The organism is Microtetraspora malaysiensis (assembly GCF_050947145.1).
Classification (GTDB): domain Bacteria; phylum Actinomycetota; class Actinomycetes; order Streptosporangiales; family Streptosporangiaceae; genus Microtetraspora_A; species Microtetraspora_A malaysiensis.
In genome coordinates this window covers 589,488-615,208 of record NZ_CP191998.1, presented here as the reverse complement: position 1 = coordinate 615,208, position 25,721 = coordinate 589,488, and the positions used below count along the sequence as shown (strand labels likewise).

Genomic DNA, 25,721 nt, shown 5'->3' with positions numbered 1-25,721 from the left:
CTCGGCTCTGGATCAGGACACCTGTTGTTGCCAGGTCGGCCGCGAACGGTTCCCAGTCACAGATCTTGCTCTGCGGCCTGTCCGCCTTCTACGCCAGTCGAGCCGCGCATGCGTTCGGAGACCTTCAGGACCAAGGGGCCGGCTTGGACTCGCCACCCGGACGCGCGTAGCTGGGCCAGGCCGTCGAGCACTTCGGGCCGTAGGAAGCAGCCCGTCGCGGGATGCCCTCGGGTGAGGACGCCCCTTCGCGCTTCTTCCAACTGAGTTGGATATATGACGAAGCGCTTCGTGGCGCATTCTCCTCGTCGGGCAGACGTAGCCATGCCGGGCGGGCCAAGCCGAGCAATCGCGAACACCTGATCGCGAACGGAGCCGGTTACGAAGTGAAAGTTCCTCGCCCTGATCCGGCTGTGACAGCGGGGGATGAGAAGTTGTGCCGTCCCGTTTCCGTGTTTCGCTACGGTACGACATCGACGGTCTCAATCGAGTTCAGATCAGTCCCGCCCCTGGCGGGAGCCCGCCAAATTGATCACCACTTCCACCCGCGTAATCCTTCGGCGGTGTTTGAGTAGGCTTCCAGGTCCATGAATCCTCTGCGTTACCCACAGGAAATGCTTCCGCTATTTGAAGTCCTCGTCGAACTTCAGGATTGATCAAGCCCAAGCTTCCTATCATGGCCACAGCTACATCGGCCATTCCCGGAATCTCCCCTTGTCGATTGCGTGTCAGCGTGTTGGCCAGGACGTAATTCCCGGCATCGGTCAGGGGGGTCTTATTTAGCCTGAAACCCCGACGCCATGCGACCACGCCAATACCCACTGCGACGACTGCGAGTACTGCACCCAACAGATGTCCGGTGAGGATGGAGATCACCGCAGCAGCACCGGCGATCGATATGGCGAGTCCCAAGAGGCGCCGACTCCATACCGGCGGCCTATAGGCAGCAGGCAACAGCAGCTTTTGACGAGTGAGTCGCTCGGCCAGGGCGGTGATCGCGGCACTCTCCGGCATCTCGGCGCATAGCTCGGTCACCGGACGCCGATCGTCTCGTGACGACAGCCTGTGAATGATGTCGGCCTCGATCGCGTCTTCTCTGCCGCCGACTGCGACCGCCTGGACATGCCCGTCAGTATCGAAGCGCACGACTCCCGCCCTCGCCAGGGCCGCGAGTGCTGTGACTACGACTCGTCGGACGCCTCCGGCGAGATATGCCAGCTCATAGAGGCTCGGACTGCGTTCAGCGGCACCGCGCGGCACACGTCGTGAACGTCGCCGGGCGACGTGATCGCTCAACGAAGACGCGACGACCACGAGGAGAGAGCCGATGGACAGGAGCGTTACCGAGTTCTGCGGCATCTGGCTCGCCTCTCGTCCCGCAGCCGGTCATACTTCACCGACAGCCTCGAGCGGATGTCGTTGCGACCGTACGGCCCGCCCGTTCGGGGGTCAACGCCGTCTTCGTCGCGGGCCGGTCATCATGGCGGCACTCCGCCGCTGCCATGCACGGTGGTTGTCCCAACTCGGCCCGGTATCTTGCGATCGGCGCTCTACTGTCGCGCGGCGGCGGCCGGAGACGGGGCGAGGTTGGGAGCGCAACTCGAAGGCCCTCACCTGCGGCGTAGCCAGGTGAAAGAGGTTGGCCAGCGACGATCATCCCGCACATATCCCGCGATGGACAGCTCGAGTAGCTACCGTCTGCACGATCTCCATCGTCTGCACCACATCCGAGACAAGTGATCCGCGCGGGGACCGGGGCCACCTGCCTGGACGAACTCGATCGCCTGGCCGAGATCCACTCCCGCTACGCCGTGACCACCTGGCCGGCCGCTCGATCACGGCCTCGACGCCGTGCATCCTGGCCGCCGTCCGCCGTATCAAGGCGGTACCAGCCGATGTACGGCAAGCCGCTCCCGGTGAGGTAGTGGCCGATCCGTAACCGCATTGACCGGTCCATCCGCAGGCCCGTGACCTGATCCCGGGGGACCCATGGGACCTCGCTGGATTCGCTGCTCGAGGTCGGTGCGCCGCCGACGGCGTGAGCAGTGAGCATGATGGAGAACTCATGCCGGGCCACACCGTCGGAGGTGTAGAGGATCACATGCCTCGGGTCAGTGTAGGTGCCGACAAGGCCGGATATCTCGCACAGGACGCCGGTCTCTTCGAGGGTTTCCCGTACGCGGCGAACTGCTCGGGCTTCGTTGGGAAGAGGTCGACCTGGAGACGGGCACGCTGGAAGTCGTCCAGACCCTTCAGCGGGTCGGAGGTCGGCTTCAGTTCGTCAAGCCCAAGACGGAAGACTCGGAGCGTTCCGTCCCGCTTCCGCCCGTATGCGTCGAGGCGCTCAAGGAGCACCGCAAGCGCCAGTTCGCCGAACGGTCCGGCAGGTGGCCGGACTGGGAGGATCACGGCCTCGTCTTCCCTTCTCGGACACCGTGCCCGAGGCGTTCTGCTTTCCCATCGGTCAGTCCCCGGTAACTCCCCAGAACACGATCTCGCTGGGATGCCGCTGCTCGTCATACAACACGGTGTAACAGGCGTATCCACGCTCTTCGATCAGGCCGTCCTCAGATATCCGCTCGAAGTCCGCACGCGTCGGCCACGACGAGCCGAGCACTCTCGTTATCTCCTCGGCGGTGAGCGGCCTGGCTGAGCAGACCTCAGGCTCTTCGCCCGGGCCGAGGACCCTGAAGATGTCCAACACCGAGTGAGTGAACGAATGCCGCACACCCTCGTCCTCCCACAGCTCCTCAATCGTGGAAGGCCGAGGCCGCTCAGGAGATCCCCAGCGTCCGTCGTAGAGCCAGAAGTAGTCGCCCTCGCTGAACGCACGTTCATGGGCCGCGGCGAGGGCAGCCGAAACATCCTGCTGATACGGCGTGAAGTAATCCCACCCTGAAGCGCCCACGATCCGCCCTCTCCGTCGATGACTCACCTGCACTGAAGTACGCAGGACGCTACCGACCGAGGCCGACAAAAAAGATCAGCTGCAAAGAGCCATGGGCACGTTGTCGTCAGAGTTGTCGTCAGGCCCAACGAAAAGCGCCCCGAAGCGATCATGCGTCGAGGCGTTCTGCTGTTCAGATGATGTGGTCAGGGGCAGGGTCGAACTGCCGACCTTCCGCTTTTCAGGTGTAGCGGTCGCCCAGCTCGCCATCGCTGACCTGTGCGTGGAAGGTGGTCGGCGGTGCCTGGAGTGTGCCGCTGGTGGCCGACGTTGCCGTCACCGCCCCAGCCTTGACTAGTCGCAATCCCCCGAGGAACGCCAACTCGGCGCCCTAAAGGTCCGTACTCATTCCCATCCCTCGCTTTGATCAGACGCTGCGACCGGCTTCGGTCCTCAGGCTTGGGCGGCTATCCGCCCGCGTGGATGTGGCGAGATCTGGGTCGCCCAATCAATGGGCGCGATCTGACGACCGCTCGCGCGGTGCAGGCCCGGCCGCTGGAACCGTCAGAGTGACACGCAGGCCGCCATCCGGGCGGGGAGCGGCGGTGATCGCACCGTCGTGCACGGCGGCGATCGACGAGACGATCGCCAGTCCCAGCCCGAACCCGTCCGACGTGGTGCGATCGTGCAGGCGCTGGAACGGCTCGAACAGGGCGTCGACGCGATCCACGGGAACGTCCGGTCCTGTGTTGGTCACCGAAAGCGTGACCCGCTCGTCCATCGCGGAGGTGGTGAGCCAGATGTCGCCGCCGGGCACGTTGTAGCGGATGGCGTTGTCGACCAGGTTGGCGACGAGCCGTTCCAGCAGCACGGGGTCGCCCCACGTCACCACCGGCTCCAGTGTCGTGTGCAGCTTGCGGTCGCCGAGCCTGGCCTCGTCGAGGACATCCTCGGCCACGGTGGCCAGGTCGACTTTCTCCCGGACGCTCAGGCCGCGCTCGTTGCGGGCCAGGGTGAGCAGGGCTTCGACGACCGCCTCGGCCTGGTCAACGGCGACCCGGACGTCCCGGCCCATGCTCAGTAGCTCCGCCTCCGTGGGCGCCCGCTTGCCGAGGACGACGTCGACGGTGGCCCGCATGACGGTCAGCGGCGTGCGCAGCTCGTGGCTGGCGTTGGCGATGAACCGCTGCTGGCTCTCGAACGCGGCCTGCAGGCGGCCGAGCATGTTGTCGAAGGTGTCGGCCAGCTCGTGCAGCTCGTCGCGCGGGCCGGTCAGCGATACCCGCGCCGACAGGTTGTGCTCGGAGGCGGCGCGCGCCGCCGCGGTGATGCGGTGGACCGGGCGCAGCACCCGCCCGGCGACGACCCACCCGGCGAGCGCGGAGAGGAGGGTGACCGCCACGAGGGTGATCAGCGAGTACCGCAGCAGGTGTGACAGGGTCACCTCGCGCTGGCCCGCCGCGCCGGCCACGACGCCTTCCAGGAAGGTCAGGTCGCACTTGAGCCGAAACTCGGGGTCGGCGTCCACGCGAAGGGTCTGCCTGCAGTACGTGAGGAACTGCTCGGCGTTCTCCGTCTGGCGCGTCGCGCCTTGGATCTCGGAAAGCCCGGCCACGAGGAGGTAGGTGATGGCGACGAGGATCGCCCCGCACACCGCGAACAGGCTGGTGTAGAGCAGCGTCAGGCGGACCCGGATGGTGAGGCGCGGCCGGGTCACAGCCGGTAACCCCGTCCGATGACGGTCTCGATCACCGGCGGCGGGCCGAGTTTGCGGCGTAACCGGGTCATCGTTACCGAGACGATGTTGCTGAACGGGTCAGCGTTGGCGTCCCAGACGTGCTCCAGCAGCTCCTCGGTGCTGACCACGCCGCCGTCGGCGGCCATGAGCATCTCCAGGATCCCGAACTCCTTACGGGTGAGCGACAACGCGCGGGTGCCGCGGCTGGCACGGTGGCGGGCCCGGTCCACGACCAGGTCGCCGCGGCGGACGATCGGCGGCGCGGACAGTGCGCGGCGGCCGAGCGCGCGCACCCGGGCGACCAGCTCGTGGAACGCGAACGGCTTGCCCAGGTAGTCGTCGGCGCCCAACTCCAGCCCGTCGACCCGGTCGTCGACCCCGGCCGCCGCGGTGAGCATCAGGATGCGGGCGACGCCGCCGGCCAGCGACCGGCATACCTGGTCACCGTGGACCTCGGGCAGGTCCCGGTCGAGCACGATCACGTCGTACGCCGTGGAGGCCGCCTCGACCATGGCGGCCGCCCCGTCAGTGACCACGTCGACCGCCATCCCGGCGTCGCGGAGCCCTTCGGCGACCCGATGGGCCAGAGTGACGTGATCCTCGACCACCAGGACTCGCATGAGGTCATTGTGCGTCGCCGGGTATGACATCGGTCCGACATCGGACGTAGCGGTGCTGTCACCGGCCGGGGCGTAGACCTCGACGGCATGAGACCAATTCTCGTGATCCCCCTCCTGCTGTGCGGGCTGGCGGTCGCCGCCTGCACCAAGGCCCCCGAGGGCACCGGTATCGCCTCGGCGAACCAGGGCACCGCAAGCGCGCACCCGTCCGCATCCCCGGCCGGCGATCCGGCCGCCTTCGTGAGGTGCATGCGGGAGCACGGCCAGACCATGCAGGATCTCGGCCCGAACGAACCTCTCCGGCTCATCCCGCCGCGTGGCGAGCTGGAACGCGCGTGGCGAACCGCCCTGCAGGCGTGCCAGCGCTTCCTCCCGGAGGGGATGCGGGAGAACGGCCCCCCGCCAGAGGAACTGGAGCAGCTCCGGGCCTTCGCCGTGTGCATGCGCGCCCACGACATCGAGATGACCGATCCCGACCCAGCCGACGGAAACATGACGATCAAGGGCCGATTCGCGAACGTCACCCGGGCCCAGCTCGACAGCGACCCGGTCTACAAGGCGGCCATCGAGGCCTGCAAGGACAAGCTGCCCCAGGAACAGAAGGAGGGGAAGTGAACCGGCCGACCCGGACGGCGTTGGTGGGCGGGTCGGCTCTGCTGGCGGTTGCGGTGGTGACGGCCGCCGCGATCGGCTTCGGCGGGAAGAGCCCGTCCGCCTCGTCGAGCACCACCCGGGCACTACCCGCCACCGCTCCGGTCACCCGGACCACCTTGACCCGGAGCCAGCAGGTGAACGGGGTGCTGGGCTACGGGGCGTCGGTGACCGTCGCCGGAGGCGGCTCCGGCACCCTCACCTGGCTACCGCGCCTCGGCGCCACGATCAAACGTGGCCGGTCGGTCTACCGGGCGGACGACGACCCGGTGCCGCTGTTCTACGGCAGGCTTCCGCTCTACCGGCAGCTGCGCATCGGGGACGCTGGCAGGGACGTCGAGGAAGTGGAGCGTAACCTGGCCGCTCTCGGCTACCCGGGTCTGACCGTGGACCGGCGGTACACCTGGGCCACGGCGGTCGCCGTACGCCGGTGGCAGAAGGATCTCGGGCTTACCCAGACAGGTGTCTTCGACCCGGCGTCCGTGGTGATCGCGCCCGGCGCGATACGGGTGGCGTCACTCACCGGGCGGCTCGGCACCCCCGGGAACGGGCCGATCCTCGCCTACACCCGCACCACGAAGGTGGTCAGCATCGCCCTGGACGTGGCGCTGCAAACCCTGGTCAGGCGGGGGCTGCCCGCGACGGTCGAACTCCCGGACGGCAAGACCGCCAAGGGCAGGATCGCCAAGGTGGGCACCGTGGCCACCCCCGGGCAGGACGAGCAGCGCCCCGCGACGATCGACGTGACCGTGACCCTCCGGGACAAGTCGAAGATCGGTCGGCTGGACCGGGCCCCGGTCGTCGTCAGCCTGGTGTCGGACAGCGTGCGCGACGTGCTCACGGTCCCCGTCGCGGCGCTGGCCGTGCTCGCCGAGGGCGGGTACGGCCTGCAGGTGGTGACCGGCTCCACCAGCCGGTACGTGTCCGTACGTCTGGGCATGTTCGGCGACGGCCGGGTGGAGGTCAGCGGTGACGGCATCACCGAGGGCACCCGCGTGGGGGTGCCCGAATGATCGTCCTCAGCGGAGTGGGCAAGACCTACCCGGGCGGCTTCCAGGCGCTGCGCGACGTCTCGCTGACGATCGACGCCGGCGAGCTGGTCGGCGTCGTCGGCCCGTCCGGATCGGGCAAGTCGACGATGCTCCATCTCATCGGGGCGCTGGATCTGCCGACCAACGGGACGGTGACGATCGCCGGAACCGACGTGTCCCGGCTGCCGGACCGGAGGCTCTCGGCGCTGCGGGGGCGCACCGTCGGCTTCGTGTTCCAGCAGTTCCACCTCGCGGCGGGTGTACCGGCGGTGGACAACGTGGCCGACGGCCTGCTCTACGCCGGCGTCCGGCTGCGCGAGCGACGCCGCCGGGCGACCGCCACCCTGGAGCGGCTCGGACTGGGCGACCGGCTGGACCACCGCCCGCACGAGCTCTCCGGCGGGGAGAAGCAACGGGTGGCCATCGCTCGCGCGGTGGTGGGCGATCCGCCCGTGCTGCTCGCCGACGAGCCGACCGGCAACCTCGACTCCGCCTCGGGCGCGGAGGTGATGCGGCTGCTGCGGGACCTTCACTCCACCGGCACCACCGTCGTGGTGATCACCCATGACCGGGACCTCGCCGCAGGGCTGCACCGCCTGGTGCACGTACGCGACGGGCGGGTGGTCGCATGACCGCGCCGTCGCGTCTTTCGCTCGCGGACGCCTTCCGGGTCGGCGCCGCCGGTCTGCACGCCCGGCCACTGCGGGTGTTCCTGTCCGCGCTCGGCATCGCGATCGGCATCGCCGCGATGGTGTGCGTGGTCGGCATCGCGAGCTCCAGCCGGGAGGGCCTCAACCGGCAGCTCGCCGCACTCGGCACGAATCTGCTGCGGGTGTCCCCCGGGCACACCCTCCACGGCGACCAGTCGCACCTGCCGGAGGAGTCGGTGGCGATGATAGGCCGGATCGGCCCGGTGCTCTCGGTGACGGCCACGGGGACGCTGACCAGCGCCAACGTGTACCGGAATGACCGTGTCCCGCCGGGCGAGACGGGCAACCTGACGGTGATGGCCGCGCGTACCGACCTGCTCGGCACAGTGGGTGCGAGCGTGGCCAACGGGACATGGCTCAATGCGGCCACCGCGCGATACCCGGCCGTGGTGCTCGGGGCATCGGCGGCCAAGCGGCTCGGCATCGTCAGGGCCACCCCGGACGTGAAGGTGTGGCTGGGCGGCCAGTGGTTCACCGTCGTCGGCGTCCTGCGCCCGGTCGTCCTCGCGCCGGAACTGGACTTCGCCGCCCTGGTCGGCTGGCATGCGGCGAAGTCCACCCTGCGCTTCGACGGGTATCCGACCACCGTCTACACCCGTACGCGGGACGACGCCGTCCTGGCGGTGAAGGCTGTCCTGGGCGCCACCGCCAACCCGGAGAACCCGAACGAGGTGGACGTGTCGCGGCCGTCGGACGCGCTCGCGGCCAAGCAGGCCATGGACACGGCCTTGACCGGGCTGCTGCTCGGCCTCGGCGCGGTGGCCTTGCTGGTCGGCGGCGTGGGCGTAGCGAACACGATGGTCATCTCGGTGCTCGAACGGCGCGCGGAGATCGGCCTGCGCCGGTCGCTGGGCGCCACCCGGGGACATATCAGGATCCAGTTCCTCGCCGAATCCCTGCTGCTGTCGGCGCTCGGCGGCGTCGGCGGCGCACTGCTGGGGATCGCCGTGACGGGGGCGTACGCGACGTACCAGAACTGGCCCGCGGTGGTGCCCGCGTGGGTCGGCGTCGGCGGCGTGGTCGCCACGCTGGTGATCGGCGGTTTCGCCGGCATCTACCCGGCCTGGCGCGCCGCCCGCCTCTCCCCCACCGAGGCCCTTGCCGCCCCGTGACCCTCCGTCAGGCCCAACGAAAAAGCACCCCGAAGCGATCATGCTTCGGGGCGTTTGGGCTGTTCAGATGATGTGGTCAGGGGCAGGGTCGAACTGCCGACCTTCCGCTTTTCAGCTGTGGCAGTCGCCCACCTCGCCCTTGCTGACCTGGGGCTGGAGAGTGCTCGGCGGTTCCTGACGTACGGCGTGGGTGGCCGACGTTGCCGTCAGCTTTGCCGTCGGACGCCGGCAGCGGGGGCGGCACGAACCGCATCTCCATCAGTCAACGCGGGAGGTGACCTGTGGCGCCCGCAGCCGAGGCTGCGGGCGCCACAGGTTCTGGAGTCACCGCAGAGGCCGGGGCCTCTCCGGTGGATACGTCACGGGGTGACGGTCACCTGGACCGCCGAGGCCGTGCCGATCTGGACGTCCAGGGTGATAGACCTGCCGGCGAGGAGGGCGGCGCGGGCCTCGTCGCGGAGGTTGAGCTGCAGGTCCCGGGTCTTGCCGGGCTGGAGCGTGACCTTCTTGGTGTCAAGAGGGTGGCCGTCGTGGCGGATGGTGACCTGCTCCTGGCACTTCTCCGCGCCGGCGCAGACCAGGGTGATCGTCGCCTGAGCAGGGGCGTTCTCCTTCGCCTTGACCGTGGCGGTGACGGTGTCGTGCAGCACACTCATCGGCGGGGTCCCAGGCTCCTGCGGGAGGAGCGAAGCGACGTAGCGCCCCATGTCACCGGAGGTGTTGAGCGCGAGGGTCGTCCCGTCCGACCGGTTCAGGAGCACGGTGACCGTGGCGTTGCCCTGCTCGTCGAGGCGGACCTCTCCGAGGTAGGCGACGTCGTCCTCAGCCGGAGCCGACGTCGATGCGCCGGCCTTCAGCAGGAGGAACGACAACTGCTTGGCCGCCGCGGCGGTCCCGGCGGACACCGTCACGGTGACCGTGCCGTTGTCGTTTACGACCACCTCGTGGTGGATGCCGCCGGTCTCGGTGGCCTCGGCCGTCGGCGGGACCGCGGTGGTGAATGCGACGGTCCGCACCGTTCCGGCCTCGGCGACGGTCTCCCTCGCAGCCGCGGGTTCGGCCGCTGTCGCCTTGGCTGCGGGTGTTGCCGAGCCGCGCAGAACCGGTCGGCCGAGGCCGGTGTCCCACTGCCAGACCTTCTCCAGGTCCCACCTGAGCGACGTGTACGTGGCCGGGTCGGCGGCCTGCTCGGTGGTGATGGTGGTGCCGTTGAAGCTCTCCGGCGCGGTGTCGCCGATGTTCTGCACCGAGGCGACCACGGTCTCGGAGGCGAGGTTGTTCTCAACGGTCGGGGCGCCGCCACTGAGGGTGCGGGCGACGATTCGGTGCGCCCATCCGGTCGCGGTCACCGTCGGGTTGAGGGCGACGTTGTCACGGATGGTGGTGCCGGTGTAGGCGTAGCCGCTGACACCGCCGGCGCTCTGGTTGCCGGCGGCGTAGACCGGGCCGGCCGCGTACGTGCGCTCGGTGAGGCTGCCGCCGGTGGTCGCGGCGCACTGGGCGGCACCGCCGGCGATGCCGATGAGGCCGCCGGCGTACCGGCCGCCGCTCGTCGAGACGCCGGCCGCGGACCATGCGTCGCGCAGGATGCCACAGCTGTACCCGACGATGCCGCCGACGGTGGTGTTGCCGACGATCGCGCCGGTGGTGGCGACGCGCTCGAGGGTGCCGTCGAGGCGGTCGGCGAGCAGGCCCACGTTCCCCGCGGTCGTCTGCACGGAGGCGTCGGCGAGGGTCAGGTCGCGGACGTGACCGGTGACGGAGGCGAACAGACCGCCATCGGCGGAGGCGTACCCGGTCAAGTTGTGGCCGGCGCCGTCGAGCTCACCCGTGAAGGCCGGGGTGATGCGGGCGATGCCGGTCAGGTCGAGGTCCACGGTGAGGCGGAACCGCTCGGACGGGTACGCGGCCAGTTCCTTGAGGTCGCCGGGCTTCTGCACGAGGTAGAAGCCGTCGGTGTCGCGTTTCAGGGCCGGGCCCGCGGGGGCCGGCTCCTCGACGGCCGGAACGTCCTCCGGCACCGCGCGCAGAACGGGCCGCCGGCCGTCGGCGTCCCACTGCCAGGCCGACTCGAAGTCGAAGCCGAGCTTGCCGGCCCAGAAGGCCTGGTCGGCGGCTTGGTCTCGGGTCGCGGTGGCGCCGTTGAGCGTGGCCGGGCCGATCGCGGTCTCGGCCTGCGAGTTCGCCTCGACGGTCTCGGCCGCCCAGTTGTTACTGAGCGTGGCGACGTTGTTCGCCAGCACACGGCCCAGGAAGCGGTGCGCCCAGGACGGTGCGGTGACGGTCGGGTTGAGCGCGATCGAGTCGCGGATGGTGGTGCCGGTGTAGCCGTAGCCGACCACACCACCGTCGTTACGGGCGTCGGCTGTGACGGCGCCCGTGGAGAAGACCCGCTCCGTGGTGGAGCCGGCCAGGGCCACGCCGATCACGCCGCCCGCCTCGGTGGCGAGCGCGTGCACGTTCGCCGTGGAGTAGGCGTCACGCACGATGCCCTGCGAGTCACCGACGAGACCGCCCGCACGCGAGCCCGCGGTCACGGACCCGGAGACCCACACGCGCTCGATGGCGCCGGTGCTGCTGTTGGCCAGAATGCCAGCGCGAGCCGTGGTGGTGTTCACCTTGGCGTCGAGGACCGCGAGGTCGTGGACGTGCCCGGAGATCTGGGCGAACAGACCACCGGTGGTGGAGGTCAGGCCCGTGATGGTGTGGCCGGCGCCGTCCAGTTCGCCGATGAACGGCTGCGGCAGGCTGGTGAACGGCGTGCCGGTCAGGTCGAGGTCGGCGGCGAGCACGTAGTCGTAGGACGGGTGCTTACCCATCAGGATCAGGTCCTCGACGCTGTCGATGACGTAGAAGCCGCGCTCGTCCTTCGGCAGTTCGGGTGCCGGGACCGGCTCGAGCGTCTCCGTCGCCATCCGCAGGGTCGGGCGCTTGGCGACGTCGTCCCACTGCCAGACGGTCTCGAAGTCCCAGCCGCGCTCCGCGTAGAAGGCCTGCCGCTGGATCTCCGAGGGGGCGACGACGTTGCCCTTCTGGTTGTCGGCCGCGGGCGGGTCGGTCAGCGACTGCCCGCTGATCGGCACGGAACGGCTGACGTGATTGTCCTCGAGCGTGGCGGTCTGCCCGGTGTAGACGCGACCGACGATGGCGTGCGCGTAGCTCGACGCGGAGATGTTCGCGTTCAACGCGACCGCGTGGCTCACCTGGGTGTCGGTGTAGCCGTAGGCGGCCACACCGCCCGCGGATGAGCCGCTCGCGAGGACCGCACCGGTGGCCAGGACGTTCTCGGTGACCGACCCACCGACGGAGACGCCGACGACACCGCCGGCGTACTGGGTCGTCGCGCGTACGTTCGCCGTGGAGATGCTGTCGCGGACGGTGCCGAAATGGTGGCCGGTGATGCCGCCAACGTAGCTGTTCGCGGTCAGCGACCCGTCGACGCGGACCCGCTGGATCGTGCCGTGGTTCTGGTCGGCGACCAGGCCGGCGGTGGAACGGTCGGTGGTGACGTCGCCCTGGACCACCAGGTCCTCGATCGTGCCGTGGTTGTCAGCGAACAGGCCCGGCCCCTGATCGGCCAGGGCGGCCAGCCCGGAGATGGTGTGCCCGTCACCGTCGAAGACGCCCGTGAAGGTGGTCGTACGACCGATCTGAGCACGGTCGAGCCCGGTCAGGTTCAGGTCGGCGATGAGGCGGTAGTGACTGGCCGGGTCGTTGTCGACCTTGGCCAGGTCGTCGGGCGAGTCGATCAGGTACGGGGACTTCTCGGTGCCCTCACCGCTCAGGCCCTCGCGCAGGGTCACGGCCGGCCGCAGTGGCTTTCCGGACGCCAGCGAGTCCCACGTGAACAGCTTGACCGTCGAGCTCGGCGCCACCGGCAGCGGCGTGTCGAAGCGGACGTACTGCTCGCGACCGCGGTGGTCAAGGGTGACGTCGAGGGTACGCACGTCGATCATCCGCTGCTGCGAGTTGTCGTACGTCGCGGCCATGACGGTGACCTTGTCCAGGCTGCCCGAGGAGGACAGGAGACCCACACCTTTCAGCTCACGGTTCTCGATCTCGGCCGAGGAGACCTTCCAGGAACCGCGCGGTTTGGCGACGGTCACCTCGTCGACCAGGCGCCCGTCCATCGTGTACGTCGACAGCTGCAGGCCGGCGTCGGTCGCCTTCAGAACACCGCCCATCTGGACGTTCTCGTCGAAGACCTTGTCGTCCCACCAGAACCGCTGGTTGTCGTAGAACTTCGGGCCGGACGACCCCATGGTCACGAACGTGGTGCCTGCGGCCTCCTCCTCGGGGGTCTTCGCCAAGCGCCCGTCGTAGATCGTGGACCGCTTGTAGACGTGGTCGTGCCCGCCGACGTACAGGTCGACGCCGAGCCGGTCGAGCACGCGCGTGACCTTCTCCCGGTCGATGTCCATGCCGCCGTCGCCGGCGTGCTGGCCGCCGTAGTAGGAGAAGTGCCCGACGACGACGTTCCACGTCGCGTGCGAGGCGCGCACGTCGTCGACCAGCCACTTGAGCTGCTCGTCGAGGCGCACGTTGGAGTTCAGCACCGAGAAGTGGATGTCACCGCGGTCGAAGGAGTAGTTGCTCTCGCCGATCACGCCGTTGCGCGGCAGCGCGAACATGTTGGTGAAGATCGCACTCGGCTGCTTGCCCACCGCGTCGTAGTCGAGGTCCTCGTAGGTCTCGTGGTTGCCGACCACGCCCGCGTATTGCAGGTCGAGTTCGGACAGGAAGGAGCCGTGGATCTCGGCCCACTTCTCACCCCGTCCTCCGCGGTCGACGAGGTCGCCGACCTGAATCACGGTACCGCCGCCCGGCGTCTGGCCCTTCAGCCGGTCGAGCACCCGCACCGGCAGGGTGAGGGCGTCGGCGTTGCCGTCGGGCACCTGAATGTCGCCCAGGATGTAGACCGGCTCCCCCTTGGCGCCGCCGACGAGAAACTTGCCCCGTACGCCGGTCCAGGCCGACTCGACGGCAGGGGCGGGGGCACGGCCGTCGCGGGCCACGCCGAACCGGAACCGGTACGTCGTGCCGACCTTCAGCCCGGTCAGCCGGAACTCGTGGGAGCGCAGCGTCTGGCCAGTGATGGAGTGCTGGTAGACGGGCTCGTCGTTGCCGACCGTGTTGACCTCGTACGGGCGGTCGTTCGTCGAGGTCAGCACATCGGCCTTGGACCAGTCGTCCGAGCCCTCGGGCAGGACCTGTGCGTAGACCTGCTTGACGTCGCGGTCGGTGGTGACCGCGATGCCGGCGGCGCCGGGCACCTCGCCCACGGACGCGTTGCTGCCGAAGCGGAAGACGCCCGCCGGGTCCGGCGCCTCCTGGGAGACCTGGATCCGGAGCAGCTCGGCGTTGGTGTTGCCGAGGTTGTCGGTCGCCTTCACGACCACGAACGCGTCGTCGTACGAGCGGATCCGGAAGGCACCGCCGGAGACCGGGGCCTTGCCCGCAGAGTCGAACACCTCGAACGTGATCGTGGGCTGGGTGCCGGAGTCGTCGGTGGCCGTCACCTTCGGCAGGGTGACCGTGTCACCGTACTGCGCGGTGGCGGGGAAATCGCCTGACACGGTGATCCGCGGGGCGTAGTTCGCGCCGCGGGTGGTCTTCCCGATCCAGATCGGGGCGGAGACCAGGAAGTTGCCGTCGGCCTGGTCGGCGCGGACGTAGTAGAAGTCGCCGTCCCGGACGTCCAGCTTCGTCTTCAGCGTCAGGTCGTTGCCGCTGATCTTGCCGAAGTCGTGGGCGACGGCGCCGCCGTTGGTGATGAGGCGCGCGGAGGTGAAGGAGTCCTTGGCGTCCGGGTCGGCGAGGCGGAGCTCGACGTCCAGGCTGGTGGTGTCGCCCGGCAGGACCGTGCCCATGATCTTGCCGTTGCCGCCGAACGCGAGGACCGCGTTGACGTCGGCCGTCGAGTAGAGGCTGCGGTCCCGCATCGCCGCGTATAAGGCGTCCAGGGAGTGGTCCTTGGCCCACACGCCGGTGATCGACGGGTTCCCGGACACCCAGTTCGCGGAGTGCTCGTCGCCGTTCCACACCGGGGCCAGGTGCCAGCCGGCGTCCAGCGCCTTCTGGAACTCGTTCACCGCATCGGTGGACTTGACCTCGATGAGCGCCATCCGGTCGTCGGCGGCCGGGTCAAGGCCCTTGAAGCCGAAGAAGTCGCCCTTGCTCGTGGTGGACGGGTGGTTGAACTGGCCGATCGCGTCCGGGTCCTGCTTCAGGCGGGCCAGGAACGTGAAGTAGTCGTACTTCATGTCGCCGGTGCCGAACACGTTGCCGTACCCGTCGACGCTGCCCTTCTCGGTCGCCCGCGCCGTCACGTGCCAGTCGCTGTTGAACACGTTGATGTGGCCGGTGCCGTCGTACCAGGTGTTCTCGACCGCGGGGACCGCGACCAGGTCGTCCTGCTCGGCATTGAACTTCGCGGCGCTCTCGTGGAGGTAGCGCCACTCGGCGGAGTCGGCCTCCCGCCAGTTCTCGATGAAGTCGTCGCCGTTGCGGATGTCCCACATGACGTCGTGCTCGGACACCGCGAAGAAGTCGGCGTCGGTCTCGTCATGGACGTGCTTGTAGGCGTCCGGCGGCAGTTTGGCGCCGTCACTCACGGAGGTGTGCGCGTGGAACTCGCCGGTGTACAGGGACCTGTTGAGGTACGTCGGCCGATCTTCGCCGGCCGCCGAGGCCGGCGAAGCCGGTGCACAGACCAGTGCGCCGGCTGCGAGTGCGATCGCCGTGATCGCACCGGGCCAGGTGTGTGTTCGTGGTGCGCTGGTGCGCGTCATGTTTCTGCCGTTTCAGGTGGTTCTGGAGTGGCGACTGCCGCATCACAAAAACCACAGCAGGTGAAACGATCTGCTTCGCTCGCGTGTAGCGAAGGTGAACCAAGAAAGAAACCTGACAAGTCTCATATTTGGGATGCATTGGACAAAGCGCTGAGCGAATCTGAAACCACTCAACGGGGAGGAGATCGCCGCGACGAAGGTCACGGTCGGAGAGGGCCGGGGAATCCGCAGCCCGTCCCCGGCCGGCCCCCGATGTACGGCAGGCTTGGTACTTCCTCGCCACAGCAAGCAGGACCGTTGGCGACTACCCGGCCGGTAGAGCGCCACCCCACGATCGTGCAAGAGGTGCGATCGTTCCTGAGGGGAAAGGGCAAAAGGGCCGGACTCGACCCGGACCCCACTACGGGCCAGGCGGGCTATTCCGCCAGCGCGCCGAAGACGTAGGTCCCGGGAGCGGCCGCCCTCCGAGCTTTGAAGATCAAAAAGCCCCGGGCCATAATCGGCTCGGGGCGTTCTTGCTGTTCAGATGATGTGGTCAGGGGCAGGGTCGAACTGCCGACCTTCCGCTTTTCAGGCGGACGCTCGTACCAACTGAGCTACCTGACCCTACGGCTTTCGCCGTGAGCGGTCCTGACGGGACTTGAACCCGCGACCTCCACCTTGACAGGGTGGCGAGCACTCCAAACTGCTCTACAGGACCTTGTGTAGGAAGCTTTTCGCTTCCGTTTTTTTCGGCTTGCTTAGCTTACCAGTTCTTCGGAGGTCTTCGACCTTCCGTTTCCCCGGTGAGCTTTCGCTCGCCAGTGCCCCCAACGGGATTCGAACCCGTGCCGCCGCCTTGAAAGGGCGGTGTCCTAGGCCGCTAGACGATGGGGGCTCGGAGCTTTCGCCCCGTTCCGTTCCGTCTTCCGTCGGAGACCTCTGAAGCATAGGGGACGTTTGCCCCTGATGCCAAAGCGACCGGCGACGGTGTGCCGCTGATCGTTCCCGTTGGCGACGGGGCGTTCTTCGGCTCCGGAAGAATTGTACGGCCCGGCTCGGGCTCGATATGCCGCTGGCACTGGATCCACTGCTCTCCCAGGCCGCCCACGGTGATGTCGTCCCAGGCCTGGAGCCGGTGAGTGTCCTTGCTGAAATACAGGACGGACGCCTCAAGAGGGGTCGGCTCCTCGTGCTCCAAGCCGCGCAGCCCGGCTCCTCCGGTGGATCCCTGGATCATCAGCCGCGTACGGGTGGGCAGCAGCTCGGTCGAGCGCTTGTGGACGTGCCCGGCCAGCACCAGCGCCGTGGCGCCGGAGAGCGCCCGGCCCACGGTCGGGTCGTGCACGGCGACGAGATCGACCGGGATCCTCTCGGGCGACGGATCGGCCACGGGACTGGGCCGTTCGGGCGGCGCGAGCCGCACCGCGTGGGTCCGGCCGAGGTTGACCAGGTCGGCGTCGTCGTCGGCGGGCTCCAGCGACTTGTCCGGGGTGAACCGGGGGTCGCCGATCCCGTAGATGCGCAGCCCCTTCACCGTCTTGGCGGTGCCGTCCAGCACGATCGCGTTCTTCTGCTTGGCCACCGCGCGCTGCGTGACCGCCGAGTCGTGGTTGCCCCGGACGTACACGTACGGGACCCCGAGCTTGCCGATCTCCTCGACGAACGGGTTCTCCGCCCGGGTCCCGTGGTCGCTGATGTCGCCCGTGTCGATGATCAGATCGACCTTGAACTGCTCCTTGAGCGAGCGGATGACGTTCCAGCCGACGGGGTTGATGTGCAGGTCCGAGACGTGCAGGACCCTGATCGTCCCCGGGTCGGGGGTGTAGATCGGCAGCGTGGAGCCCGCCTCGTAGAGCTGGGAGACGTTGGTCACCAGCTTGGCGAGCTGACCCCGGTACTCGTCGAACCGGGTCACGATCGACTCCGCGCTGCCGATGAGCGACGGAACGCCGGTGAGCAGCCCGGTGTAGCGGGGTTCGGAGACGGAACGCGGGTTGAACGTGAGCACCGACACCCCGCCCAGCGCGGCCACGACGACCAGCGCCCCGACGCCCGTCCACGCGGCGCGCGAGAGGCGGCGGAACACGATCAGCCCGGCCAGGAAGCCTCCCGCCACGGCGAACAGCACCGCACGGATCGCCAACTGACGCAGCCCCTCGATCAGATCTCTCTCGATGGTCTCCGGCAGCCGGTCGGCCCACTCGGGGTTGTTCAGGATCTCCTGCGCCACGTCCGGGTGGACCGCCTCGATGCCGAGCGTGAGCCGTAGCGGACCTCGATGAGAGGCGAACCGGAGCGTTCCCAGCGGGCGGACGTCGATGACCGACTCGCCGCGCCAGGTCGGCTGGAAGGACATCTGGACGTCCGCCGGCCCCATGGGGGTCTGGACGGACGCACCGAGCACGAGCCCGAGCCACGCCCCGGCCACCGCGACGGCGGTGATCGCGAGCACGCGTGCCACGCGACCCCTGATCAGCCGCCGGGGGCTGCCCTTCCACGCCGATGTCTCCATGCCTTTCCTGCTTACCCCAATCCTGAGTCGATCGCGACCGGATACCCGTCGGGATCGACGGCGAACGGGCGGCCGCCGCCCCGATCGAGCGCATCGCGCAGGCTCCGGAGGCGTGGCGACGGGCTGGTGACCGGCCGCGGCGTCCCTTCGCGGAGCCGCCGGGCCGTACGGTGTCACCACACGGCGACACCCGCGTTCCCCGGTGACACGATGGAGACATGATCGACGTCCCCCTGGACAGGTTCGAAGAGCTCGTTTCCGAGGCGCTGGACACGATCCCGCCCGGGCTGGCCAAGGTCATGGACAACGTGGTGGTGGTCGTCGTCGACGATCCGCCGGAGCCGGGCCTCCTCGGGCTCTACACCGGCATCCCGCTGACCGAGCGCGGCGACTGGTACTCCGGGGTCCTCCCGGACCGGATCGAGATCTACCGCAACCCCACCCTGGAGATCTGCGAGACGCCTGAGGAGGTCGTCGAGGAGGTCCGCATCACCGTCGTCCACGAGATCGCCCACCATTTCGGGATCGACGACGAGCGGCTGCACGAGCTCGGCTGGTGATCCGGTACGAGTTGCGAAACCCCGAGACCATGGGAACTGTTGGTGACATACTGAACACGGTTCGTGTGGATGATCTCAGCGGGGTGATATGGCGGCGACCAGGGTCGGTCGGTCCCCCGGACGGCATCGTCGTCCCGTCGAAGGGCAGGCGACCTACGGCGAGGTCATCGCCATCGGCGAGTTCCGCGCCCTGTGGCTCGGCCAGGGCATGTCCCTGCTCGGCGACCAGCTCGCCCAGGTCGCCCTGGCGATCCTCGTCTACAACCGGACGCAGTCCGCTCTCGCCACCGCCGGCGTCTACGCGCTGACCTACCTGCCGCCGATCGTCGGAGGGCCGCTGCTCGCGGGGCTCGCCGACCGCTATCCGCGCCGCCGCATCATGCTCGTCTGCGATCTCCTCCGGGCCGGGCTGATCGCCGTCACCGCCGTGCCCGGCATGCCGTTCGCCGCGCTCTGCGCGCTCGTCTTCGGCGTGGTCCTGCTCAGCGCGCCGTTCTCCGCCGCCCGCGCGGCGCTGCTGCCCGAGGTGCTCGAAGGCGACCGGTACGTCGTCGGCTCCGCCCTGCAGAACGTCACCAACCAGGCGGTTCAGATGCTGGGGTTCGCGGTCGGCGGCGCCGTCATCGCGACCCTCGGGCCGTACCGCGCCCTCGCGCTCGACGCGGCCACCTTCCTGGGGTCGGCTCTGGTCATCGTGGCAGGTGTGGGCAGGCGCGACGCCCCCGCCGGCTCTGGGGGCCGCCTCTCGATGTGGACCACGACCAGGGCCGGCGGCCGCCTCGTCTTCGGTGACCGGCGGCTACGCACCCTGGTGTTGTTCGCCTGGCTCTGCGGGTTCTACGTGCTGCCTGAGGGCATCGCCGTGCCGTACGCCATGGAGCTCGACGACGGGACGCTGCCGGTGGCCGTCGTGACCGGGCTGCTCATGGCGGCGATGCCGACCGGAACCGTGATCGGGGCGTTCATGTTCAGCCGGTTCGTCGCGCCGTCGGCGCGGCTGCGGGCGATGGGGTGGATGGCGATGCTGACGTGCGCGCCGCTCATCGTGTGCGCGATGCGGCCGCCGCTTGTCGCCGTGCTGCTGCTGTGGGTCCTGTCAGGGATAGGCGGCGCCTACCAGCTCGCGGCGAACGCCGCCTTCGTGCAGTGCGTCCCGGCCGACCGGCGCGGCCAGGCGTTCGGGATCGTCCAGTCGGGCCTGCTGGCGGCCCAGGGCATCGGCATCCTGATCGGGGGCGCCGTCGCCCAGGAACTCGGCCCGGAGCCGGTGGTCGCCCTCGCCGGCGCGGCCGGACTCTCACTCGCGGCATGGCTGGCCATGGCCTGGACCGAGTCCCGTACGGAGGTCTTCGCCGAGGCCCGCACGGCGTGACTCACGCCTGAGGCCCCTGCGGCCCCTGCTCCTGCTGCGACTGGCGGGGCTGGGCGTAGGGGTGCTGCGCGTAGCCGTCCTGCCGGTGCGGCTCCGCCGTCGCGTCCGTCGGCTGCGACCAGGCCTCCTGGGCGCGGTCCCATCTCGTCTTGGCGTCCTGCCAGACGTGCCCGTCCTTGTTCTTGTTGACCAGGTCCTGGACGATGGAGGTGTCCTTGCCCTCCTCGGGGATGAGCAGCCACGCGACCGCGTAGATGCCGACGCCGAGGCCGCCGAAGAACGTCGCGACGGCAAGAGCCACCCGGAGGATGTTGGCGTCGACGCCGATGTACCGGCCGACACCGGAGCACACTCCGGCCACGACCCTGCCGTTCCTGGTCCGCCGTAGCTGCCTGACCGAACTGTTCGTGTGTGTCTCGTTCATGCCTCCAGCGTGCCTCCTGAGTCCGCATCCGTGCATCGGGATTCCCCCTGGCCCAACCCCGGTGCGGCCCCGATACGCTGGCAGCCATGGACGACCTGCTGCGCCTCGACGACCAGCTCACCCCCGAACAGCGCATGATCAGGGATGCCGTGCGGTCCTTCGTCGCGGACCGGGTCCTCCCAGACGTCGCCGACTGGTTCGAGGAGGCCGTCTTCCCCGCGCGCGAGCTCGCGCCCCAGCTCGGCGCGCTCGGCGTGCTCGGCATGCACCTCGACGGGTACGGCTGCGCCGGCCTCGACGCCGTCTCGTACGGCGTGGCCTGCCGGGAGCTGGAGGCGGGCGACTCGGGGCTGCGCTCCTTCGTCTCGGTTCAGGGTTCCCTGGCCATGTTCCCGATCTGGAAGTACGGGTCCGAGGAGCAGAAGCAGGAATGGCTGCCCCGCATGGCCGCCGGAGAGGCCATCGGCTGCTTCGGGCTGACCGAGCCCGACCAGGGCTCCGACCCCGCGGGGATGCGCACCATCGCCAAGCAGGACCCGTCCGGCGACTGGATCCTCAACGGCGCCAAGATGTGGATCACCAACGGCTCCGTCGCCGACGTGGCGATCGTGTGGGCGCAGACGGACGACGGCATCCGCGGCTTCGTCGTCCCGACCGGCACCCCCGGGTTCTCGGCCCCGGAGATCCACAAGAAGATGTCGTTGCGCGCCTCGGTGACGTCCTCGCTCTATTTCGACGACGTCCGGCTGCCGGCGTCCGCCGTACTGCCCGGCGTGACTGGGCTGAAGGGCCCGCTGTCGTGCCTCAGCGAGGCCCGCTTCGGCATCCTGTGGGGCGTTCTCGGCGCCGGCCACGCGTGTCTGGAGTCCGCGGTCGACTACGCCAAGACGCGCCTGCAGTTCGGCAAGCCCATCGGGGCGTTCCAGCTCACCCAGGAGAAGCTGGCGTGGATGGCCGTTGCGCTTGAGCAGGCGGGGCTCACCGCCCTGCACCTCGGCAAGCTCAAGGACGCGGGCACGCTCAAACCGCATCAGATCAGCTTCGGCAAGCTGGCGAACGTCCGCGCCGCCCTGGACATCGCCCGCCAGGCCCGTTCTGTGCTCGGGGCCAACGGGATCACCCTGGAGTACCCGGTGATCCGGCACATGAACAACCTGGAGAGCGTCCTGACCTACGAAGGCACCCAGGAAGTGCACCTGCTGACGCTGGGCAAGGTCCTCACTGGGCTCGATGCCTTCCGCTGACCCGTTATCGTGATCGCGGTAAAGCACGTCGCCGGAGGCGCGGTACCCTCTGTACCCTGCTTCTAGCAAGGGGTGCTAGCTCAATGGCAGAGCAGCGGACTTTTAATCCGTAGGTTCAGGGTTCGAATCCCTGGCGCCCCACCACTCCATACCCCATCTGACCTGGGATTTCTCGGCCTGGCACGACTTCAGATCGAGAAGTTGATCTCGTTTGGTTGCTCGTTGTTTGCTCGCGGGCACGGATCGGGCACACGGTAGATCGTTTAGACCCTCTGCGTCAGGGCAGACCTCAGAGACGATCAAGAGAAGACCGAAACCAAAGACCGCTCAGGGCCCCAACATCAAGTGAGGGCATGCCAACGGTCAAAGATCGCCTCTCCGTGTTGTGCTGGATTGACGGCCTCCAGAACCAGCGGACGAATAATCCGCTGGTGCAACTGCTTAACCTGCGAACTTCGCTGGCACGGAGCCCCTGACGGCCCACTCCAGACGCCCGCCTTGCTACGGGCAAGCTTCGCCCGCGGTCTTCATACTGCGGGCTTCAAGTGAAGGCGCGGACCGAGACTTGTCGGCCGCTCAAGCTCACCAGAGCGGTAGTCCGAATGCGGAATCGGAGCGAGCGGCCTAATGTCGCATTCCGTGCCTGGCCTGAGCGTGCTCGGCAACGTCGATCCGGCTTCCGCCGACGACGTGCCTCTCGCACCCCGATGAGCGATTGAGGAGCCCTCTCTGACATACGACGAGACTGCGAACCGCGACTCCAGTGGTGACGGCGTTCGTCCGGCTGCCGTCCAGGTGGCCCAGGCCGCGATCTCGGCCGGGCTGGAGATCCGCCCGATGCGGTCGAGGGACGCTGAGCAGGTGCTGGCCGTCTATCAGGCCGGGCTCGACACCGGCCAGGCCAGCTTCGAGACAACCGCCCCGAGCTGGGAGGCGTTCGATGCGAGCAAGCTGGCCCACCCTCGCTACGTGGCCGTCGAGGTCGAGACAGGCCGGATCGCTGGCTGGGTGGCCGCCTCCCCGGTCTCCGCCCGGCCGGTCTACGCCGGTGTGGTCGAGCACAGCATCTACATCCACCCGGCATGGAGAGGCCATGGCATCGGCCACGCTCTGCTGTCGGCCTTCATCGCCGCTTCCGAGGAGGCGGGCATCTGGACCATCCAATCCGGCATCTTCCCGGAGAACATCCCCAGCCTCGCTCTGCACCAGTCGTTCGGTTTCCGGATCGTCGGAACCCGCGAGCGTGTCGGACGCCACCACAGTGTCTGGCGTGACGTGCTGATGATCGAACGGCGCAGTTCCGTGACCGGCCTCTGAACCGAGCAATGCTTGAGATCTGTGGATCGGCCGGGAAGGGGTGTACCTTCCCGGTGATCGTTTGAGGTCTCTCACGCATGGCCGACGCGCCAACGTCGGCTGGGAAGGCACACCCGATGCTCACCGTAGTCCCTGACCCCGCCGGCGGCGACCGCCGTCCGGCTGATGGCCCCGTCTCCTCCTCGCTGATCGACGAGATCGTCCGCGAAGGCGCCCGCCGGATGCTCGCCGAAGCACTCAAAGCCGAGGTCGACGCCTACATCGCCGCCTTCGCCGACCAGCGCGACGAGGCCGGGCACCGTCTGGTCGTGCGCAACGGCTACCACCAGCCGCGGGAAGTGCTCACCGCAGCCGGCGCGATCGAGGTCCAAGCGCCACGCGTCAACGACAAACGCACCGATGAGGTCACCGGCGAACGCAAGCGATTCTCCTCCGCGATCCTGCCGCCCTGGGCACGCAAGACACCGAAGGTCACCGAGGTGCTGCCGCTGCTCTACCTGCACGGCCTGTCCAGCGGGGACTTCGTCCCGGCGCTGGGGCAGTTCCTCGGCTCGTCCGCCGGGCTATCGGCACCGGTGATCACCCGGTTGACCGAGCAGTGGAAGGCCGAGCAGCGCGCCTTCGCCGCCCGCGACCTATCCGAAGTGGACTACGTCTACCTGTGGGCCGACGGCATCCACGTCAACGTCCGTCTGGAAGAGCAGCGGCTGTGCCTGCTCGTGATGATCGGCGTGCGCGCCGACGGCCGAAAAGAGCTGATCGCGCTATCGGACGGCTACCGCGAGTCGACCGAATCCTGGGCCGATCTACTGCGTGACTGCAAGCGTCGGGGAATGCGCGCCCCGGTCCTAGCAGTCGGGGACGGCGCGCTCGGGTTCTGGGCTGCGCTGGGTGAGGTGTTCCCGCAGGCCAGGGCTCAGCGCTGCTGGTTCCACAAGATCGCCAACGTGCTCGCGGCTCTACCGAAATCCGCTCAGCCAGGGGCGAAGAAGGCCTTGGCGGAGATCTGGAACGCCGAGGACAAGGACCACGCCCACGCGGCGGTGAAGGAGTTCCAGGCCGCCTACGGCGCCAAGTACGGCAAGGCCGTGGCCAAGGTCGTCGACGACCTGGACGAGTTGCTGGCGTTCTACGACTTCCCCGCAGAGCACTGGGTGCATCTGCGCACGACCAACCCGATTGAGTCGACGTTCGCCACGGTCCGGCACCGCACCAAGGTCACCAAAGGCCCTGGGTCCCGGGCGGCTGGGCTGGCCATGGCGTTCAAGCTGATCGAGTCGGCCCAGGCCCGCTGGCGCGCGGTCAACGCTCCCCACCTCGTCGCCCTGGTACGTGCCGGGGCGACCTTCATCAACGGCAGGCTCGTCGAACGTCCCGACGATCAGCCCTCACCGGCAGCTGCTTAGAAACTCGTGATCCACAGGTCTTGACGATTGCTCCTCTGAACCGGGCAGATAACCGCCAGAGCAGGGCCAGCTGGCTCTGTCGGTGAGCGTTTGTAGGGCAGCCGTGACAGCGGCCTCGGCTGGCGTTGGGCTGTGTTGCTGAGGGTTGATAGCACCCGGATGGTTTGCGTGGGATTAGCAGGCTGCTATGCAGCGTGAGGGAGTCCCTTGCGCCTCCGATGTCGAAGGTCGATCTGTACGCGGCACGGGATCGTAGAGGCCCGACCGTGCTCGGGGTGCAGGCCCCGGGCAGTGAGGAGTGGGTTAGCGTGACCACGGACGAAAGCACCGTGCCCGCACGTGCGGTGCACTCGGTACCGCTGATGTTCACCGCCGGGGCAGCGGTGGGCCTGTTAGGAGGGATGATCGGCCTGGGCGGCGCGGAGTTCCGGCTGCCGCTGCTGATAGGTCTGTTCGGGTTCGCCGCGCTGTCGGCGGTCATCTTGAACAAGGCGATGAGCCTGATCGTGGTGCTCACCGCCCTGCCCGCTCGCTTGGCTGCCGTCCCGCTCACTGCGCTGGGCGCGCACTGGGGGATCGTGATCAACCTGCTGGCCGGAAGCCTGTTAGGTGCCTGGGCAGGGGCATCCTGGGCGGTGCGGATGCGCACCGCCACTTTGTACAAGGTGCTGGCGGCCCTGATGGTACTCATGGCCGGTGCCTTGGTGCTCAGCCACGCCACCGCTCTGGGGACTGTGGCACTGCCTGCTGTGGTGCAGGCGCTGGCGGGGATCGCGGCTGGGTTTGGCATCGGCGTGGTGGCCGCGATCATGGGTGTGGCCGGCGGTGAGCTGCTGATCCCCACGATCGTGCTGCTGTATGCCGTGGACATCAAGATCGCGGGCAGTCTGTCACTGCTGGTGTCCTTGCCCACGATGCTGGTGGCCTTCGCCCGCTATAGCCGCGACAACAGCTTTGCCGTCCTGGGCGCCAACCTGCGCTTCACCGCGGTCATGGTCGCGGGCTCGATCACTGGTGCCCTGTTGGGCGGTCTGCTGCTCGGCGTGATCTCCAACCTGCTCCTCATCCCCACCCTCGCCGGCATCCTGCTGATCTCAGCGGTCAAGATGGCCCGCCACGCCCCGCCGAGCGCGTGAACCCATGCATGCCGCCTCATCTACCTTGTCACTGGGGCTGGTGACACGGTCGTTGATCGCAGCCCATCTCCTGACCGACAGGTTCGGCGTACAAAACGCTGTCATTTCACACCAACATTTCTGGGCGCGAAGTCAGCCAGCTCCGGTCACGCCCGCAGTACTCGCGTCTCTCCGTCTTCACTGGGGCCTGAAAGGAACGAAGGTGCGCGTCGACAAGACGCTCACAGTTGC

18 protein-coding genes and 4 tRNA genes are annotated in these 25,721 nt (G+C 68.5%); 11 read left to right on the top strand and 11 right to left on the bottom strand.

The window, feature by feature from the left end:
- Positions 1-489: 489 nt before the first annotated feature.
- The 5 genes from ACQP1V_RS03060 to ACQP1V_RS03040 form a co-directional block, all read right to left on the bottom strand.
- On the bottom strand, positions 490-1,356 hold the full coding sequence (locus ACQP1V_RS03060; RefSeq protein WP_433418589.1) for a TIGR04222 domain-containing membrane protein: 867 nt from the start codon (positions 1,354-1,356) through the stop codon (positions 490-492).
- Positions 1,357-1,801: 445 nt separating this feature from the next.
- Complete coding sequence (locus ACQP1V_RS03055) at positions 1,802-2,137, bottom strand: hypothetical protein (protein WP_433425739.1); 336 nt, start codon at positions 2,135-2,137, stop codon at positions 1,802-1,804.
- 324 nt (positions 2,138-2,461) lie between these two features.
- A complete protein-coding gene (locus ACQP1V_RS03050) occupies positions 2,462-2,905 on the bottom strand; it encodes a hypothetical protein (RefSeq protein WP_433418588.1) in 444 nt (147 codons plus the stop codon).
- 487 nt (positions 2,906-3,392) lie between these two features.
- Entirely contained in the window at positions 3,393-4,601 is a 1,209-nt protein-coding gene (locus tag ACQP1V_RS03045) for a sensor histidine kinase (protein WP_433418586.1), read from the bottom strand.
- Positions 4,598-5,242 (bottom strand): response regulator transcription factor, encoded by a 645-nt coding sequence (locus tag ACQP1V_RS03040; RefSeq protein ID WP_433418584.1) that lies wholly within the window; start codon positions 5,240-5,242, stop codon positions 4,598-4,600. The genes ACQP1V_RS03045 and ACQP1V_RS03040 overlap by 4 nt, the downstream gene beginning before the upstream one ends.
- A gap of 87 nt (positions 5,243-5,329) precedes the next feature.
- Here ACQP1V_RS03040 and ACQP1V_RS03035 point away from each other — a divergent pair, with 87 nt between their 5' ends.
- From ACQP1V_RS03035 to ACQP1V_RS03020, 4 genes are read left to right on the top strand one after another with little or no spacing between them, the layout of a single operon-like run.
- Positions 5,330-5,857, top strand: a complete 528-nt coding sequence (locus ACQP1V_RS03035; protein WP_387416010.1) for a hypothetical protein — start codon at positions 5,330-5,332, stop codon at positions 5,855-5,857.
- The gene (locus ACQP1V_RS03030) at positions 5,854-6,906 is read left to right on the top strand and encodes a peptidoglycan-binding protein (RefSeq protein WP_387416009.1); all 1,053 of its coding nucleotides are present in this window, start codon (positions 5,854-5,856) and stop codon (positions 6,904-6,906) included. Before ACQP1V_RS03035 ends, ACQP1V_RS03030 begins: the two co-directional genes overlap by 4 nt.
- On the top strand, positions 6,903-7,556 hold the full coding sequence (locus tag ACQP1V_RS03025) for an ABC transporter ATP-binding protein (protein WP_387416008.1): 654 nt from the start codon (positions 6,903-6,905) through the stop codon (positions 7,554-7,556). The genes ACQP1V_RS03030 and ACQP1V_RS03025 overlap by 4 nt, the downstream gene beginning before the upstream one ends.
- Positions 7,553-8,746, top strand: a complete 1,194-nt coding sequence (locus ACQP1V_RS03020) for an ABC transporter permease (RefSeq protein WP_387416007.1) — start codon at positions 7,553-7,555, stop codon at positions 8,744-8,746. The genes ACQP1V_RS03025 and ACQP1V_RS03020 overlap by 4 nt, the downstream gene beginning before the upstream one ends.
- A 359-nt stretch (positions 8,747-9,105) precedes the next feature.
- Here ACQP1V_RS03020 and ACQP1V_RS03015 read toward each other — a convergent pair whose 3' ends face one another.
- From ACQP1V_RS03015 to ACQP1V_RS02995, 5 genes are all read right to left on the bottom strand, one after another.
- Entirely contained in the window at positions 9,106-15,537 is a 6,432-nt protein-coding gene (locus tag ACQP1V_RS03015; protein ID WP_433418581.1) for a metallophosphoesterase, read from the bottom strand.
- 532 nt (positions 15,538-16,069) lie between these two features.
- Positions 16,070-16,143, bottom strand: a tRNA-Phe gene (locus ACQP1V_RS03010).
- 19 nt (positions 16,144-16,162) lie between these two features.
- Positions 16,163-16,237, bottom strand: a tRNA-Asp gene (locus tag ACQP1V_RS03005).
- Positions 16,238-16,341: 104 nt separating this feature from the next.
- Positions 16,342-16,414 (bottom strand) — tRNA-Glu (locus tag ACQP1V_RS03000).
- Complete coding sequence (locus ACQP1V_RS02995) at positions 16,400-18,031, bottom strand: metallophosphoesterase family protein (RefSeq protein WP_433418579.1); 1,632 nt, start codon at positions 18,029-18,031, stop codon at positions 16,400-16,402. Before ACQP1V_RS02995 ends, ACQP1V_RS03000 begins: the two co-directional genes overlap by 15 nt.
- A 218-nt stretch (positions 18,032-18,249) precedes the next feature.
- Between ACQP1V_RS02995 and ACQP1V_RS02990 the strand changes: the two genes are divergently transcribed.
- Both ACQP1V_RS02990 and ACQP1V_RS02985 read left to right on the top strand, forming a co-directional pair.
- Positions 18,250-18,591: a metallopeptidase family protein gene (locus ACQP1V_RS02990; protein WP_067136378.1), complete on the top strand. Its 342-nt coding sequence runs from the start codon at positions 18,250-18,252 to the stop codon at positions 18,589-18,591.
- Between the two features lie 88 nt (positions 18,592-18,679).
- Complete coding sequence (locus tag ACQP1V_RS02985; protein WP_433418577.1) at positions 18,680-19,963, top strand: MFS transporter; 1,284 nt, start codon at positions 18,680-18,682, stop codon at positions 19,961-19,963.
- Position 19,964: 1 nt separating this feature from the next.
- Here ACQP1V_RS02985 and ACQP1V_RS02980 read toward each other — a convergent pair whose 3' ends face one another.
- Positions 19,965-20,387: a PspC domain-containing protein gene (locus ACQP1V_RS02980; RefSeq protein WP_433418575.1), complete on the bottom strand. Its 423-nt coding sequence runs from the start codon at positions 20,385-20,387 to the stop codon at positions 19,965-19,967.
- Positions 20,388-20,473: 86 nt separating this feature from the next.
- On the opposite strand from ACQP1V_RS02980, the gene ACQP1V_RS02975 reads away from it, so the two are divergent.
- The 5 genes from ACQP1V_RS02975 (at position 20,474) to ACQP1V_RS02955 (ending at position 25,490) form a co-directional block, all read left to right on the top strand.
- Positions 20,474-21,631, top strand: a complete 1,158-nt coding sequence (locus ACQP1V_RS02975) for an acyl-CoA dehydrogenase family protein (protein ID WP_433418574.1) — start codon at positions 20,474-20,476, stop codon at positions 21,629-21,631.
- A 69-nt stretch (positions 21,632-21,700) separates the two neighbouring features.
- Positions 21,701-21,775: transfer RNA gene (locus tag ACQP1V_RS02970), tRNA-Lys, on the top strand.
- A gap of 651 nt (positions 21,776-22,426) precedes the next feature.
- Complete coding sequence (locus ACQP1V_RS02965) at positions 22,427-22,948, top strand: N-acetyltransferase family protein (protein WP_433418572.1); 522 nt, start codon at positions 22,427-22,429, stop codon at positions 22,946-22,948.
- A 116-nt stretch (positions 22,949-23,064) separates the two neighbouring features.
- Positions 23,065-24,354 (top strand): IS256 family transposase, encoded by a 1,290-nt coding sequence (locus ACQP1V_RS02960; RefSeq protein ID WP_433412960.1) that lies wholly within the window; start codon positions 23,065-23,067, stop codon positions 24,352-24,354.
- A 308-nt stretch (positions 24,355-24,662) separates the two neighbouring features.
- Complete coding sequence (locus ACQP1V_RS02955; RefSeq protein WP_433418570.1) at positions 24,663-25,490, top strand: sulfite exporter TauE/SafE family protein; 828 nt, start codon at positions 24,663-24,665, stop codon at positions 25,488-25,490.
- The last annotated feature ends 231 nt before the right edge of the window (positions 25,491-25,721 follow it).

What these genes read in the sequence shown, in the direction of transcription:
- ACQP1V_RS03060 (WP_433418589.1), bottom strand. Translation starts at nt 1,356, where the DNA reads ATGCCGCAGAACTCGGTAACGCTCCTGTCCATCGGCTCTCTCCTCGTG.
- ACQP1V_RS03040 (WP_433418584.1), bottom strand. Translation starts at nt 5,242, where the DNA reads ATGCGAGTCCTGGTGGTCGAGGATCACGTCACTCTGGCCCATCGGGTC.
- ACQP1V_RS03035 (WP_387416010.1), top strand. Translation starts at nt 5,330, where the DNA reads ATGAGACCAATTCTCGTGATCCCCCTCCTGCTGTGCGGGCTGGCGGTC.
- ACQP1V_RS03025 (WP_387416008.1), top strand. Translation starts at nt 6,903, where the DNA reads ATGATCGTCCTCAGCGGAGTGGGCAAGACCTACCCGGGCGGCTTCCAG.
- ACQP1V_RS03020 (WP_387416007.1), top strand. Translation starts at nt 7,553, where the DNA reads ATGACCGCGCCGTCGCGTCTTTCGCTCGCGGACGCCTTCCGGGTCGGC.
- ACQP1V_RS03015 (WP_433418581.1), bottom strand. Translation starts at nt 15,537, where the DNA reads ATGACGCGCACCAGCGCACCACGAACACACACCTGGCCCGGTGCGATC.
- ACQP1V_RS02995 (WP_433418579.1), bottom strand. Translation starts at nt 18,031, where the DNA reads ATGGAGACATCGGCGTGGAAGGGCAGCCCCCGGCGGCTGATCAGGGGT.
- ACQP1V_RS02990 (WP_067136378.1), top strand. Translation starts at nt 18,250, where the DNA reads ATGATCGACGTCCCCCTGGACAGGTTCGAAGAGCTCGTTTCCGAGGCG.
- ACQP1V_RS02985 (WP_433418577.1), top strand. Translation starts at nt 18,680, where the DNA reads ATGGCGGCGACCAGGGTCGGTCGGTCCCCCGGACGGCATCGTCGTCCC.
- ACQP1V_RS02980 (WP_433418575.1), bottom strand. Translation starts at nt 20,387, where the DNA reads ATGAACGAGACACACACGAACAGTTCGGTCAGGCAGCTACGGCGGACC.
- ACQP1V_RS02975 (WP_433418574.1), top strand. Translation starts at nt 20,474, where the DNA reads ATGGACGACCTGCTGCGCCTCGACGACCAGCTCACCCCCGAACAGCGC.
- ACQP1V_RS02960 (WP_433412960.1), top strand. Translation starts at nt 23,065, where the DNA reads ATGCTCACCGTAGTCCCTGACCCCGCCGGCGGCGACCGCCGTCCGGCT.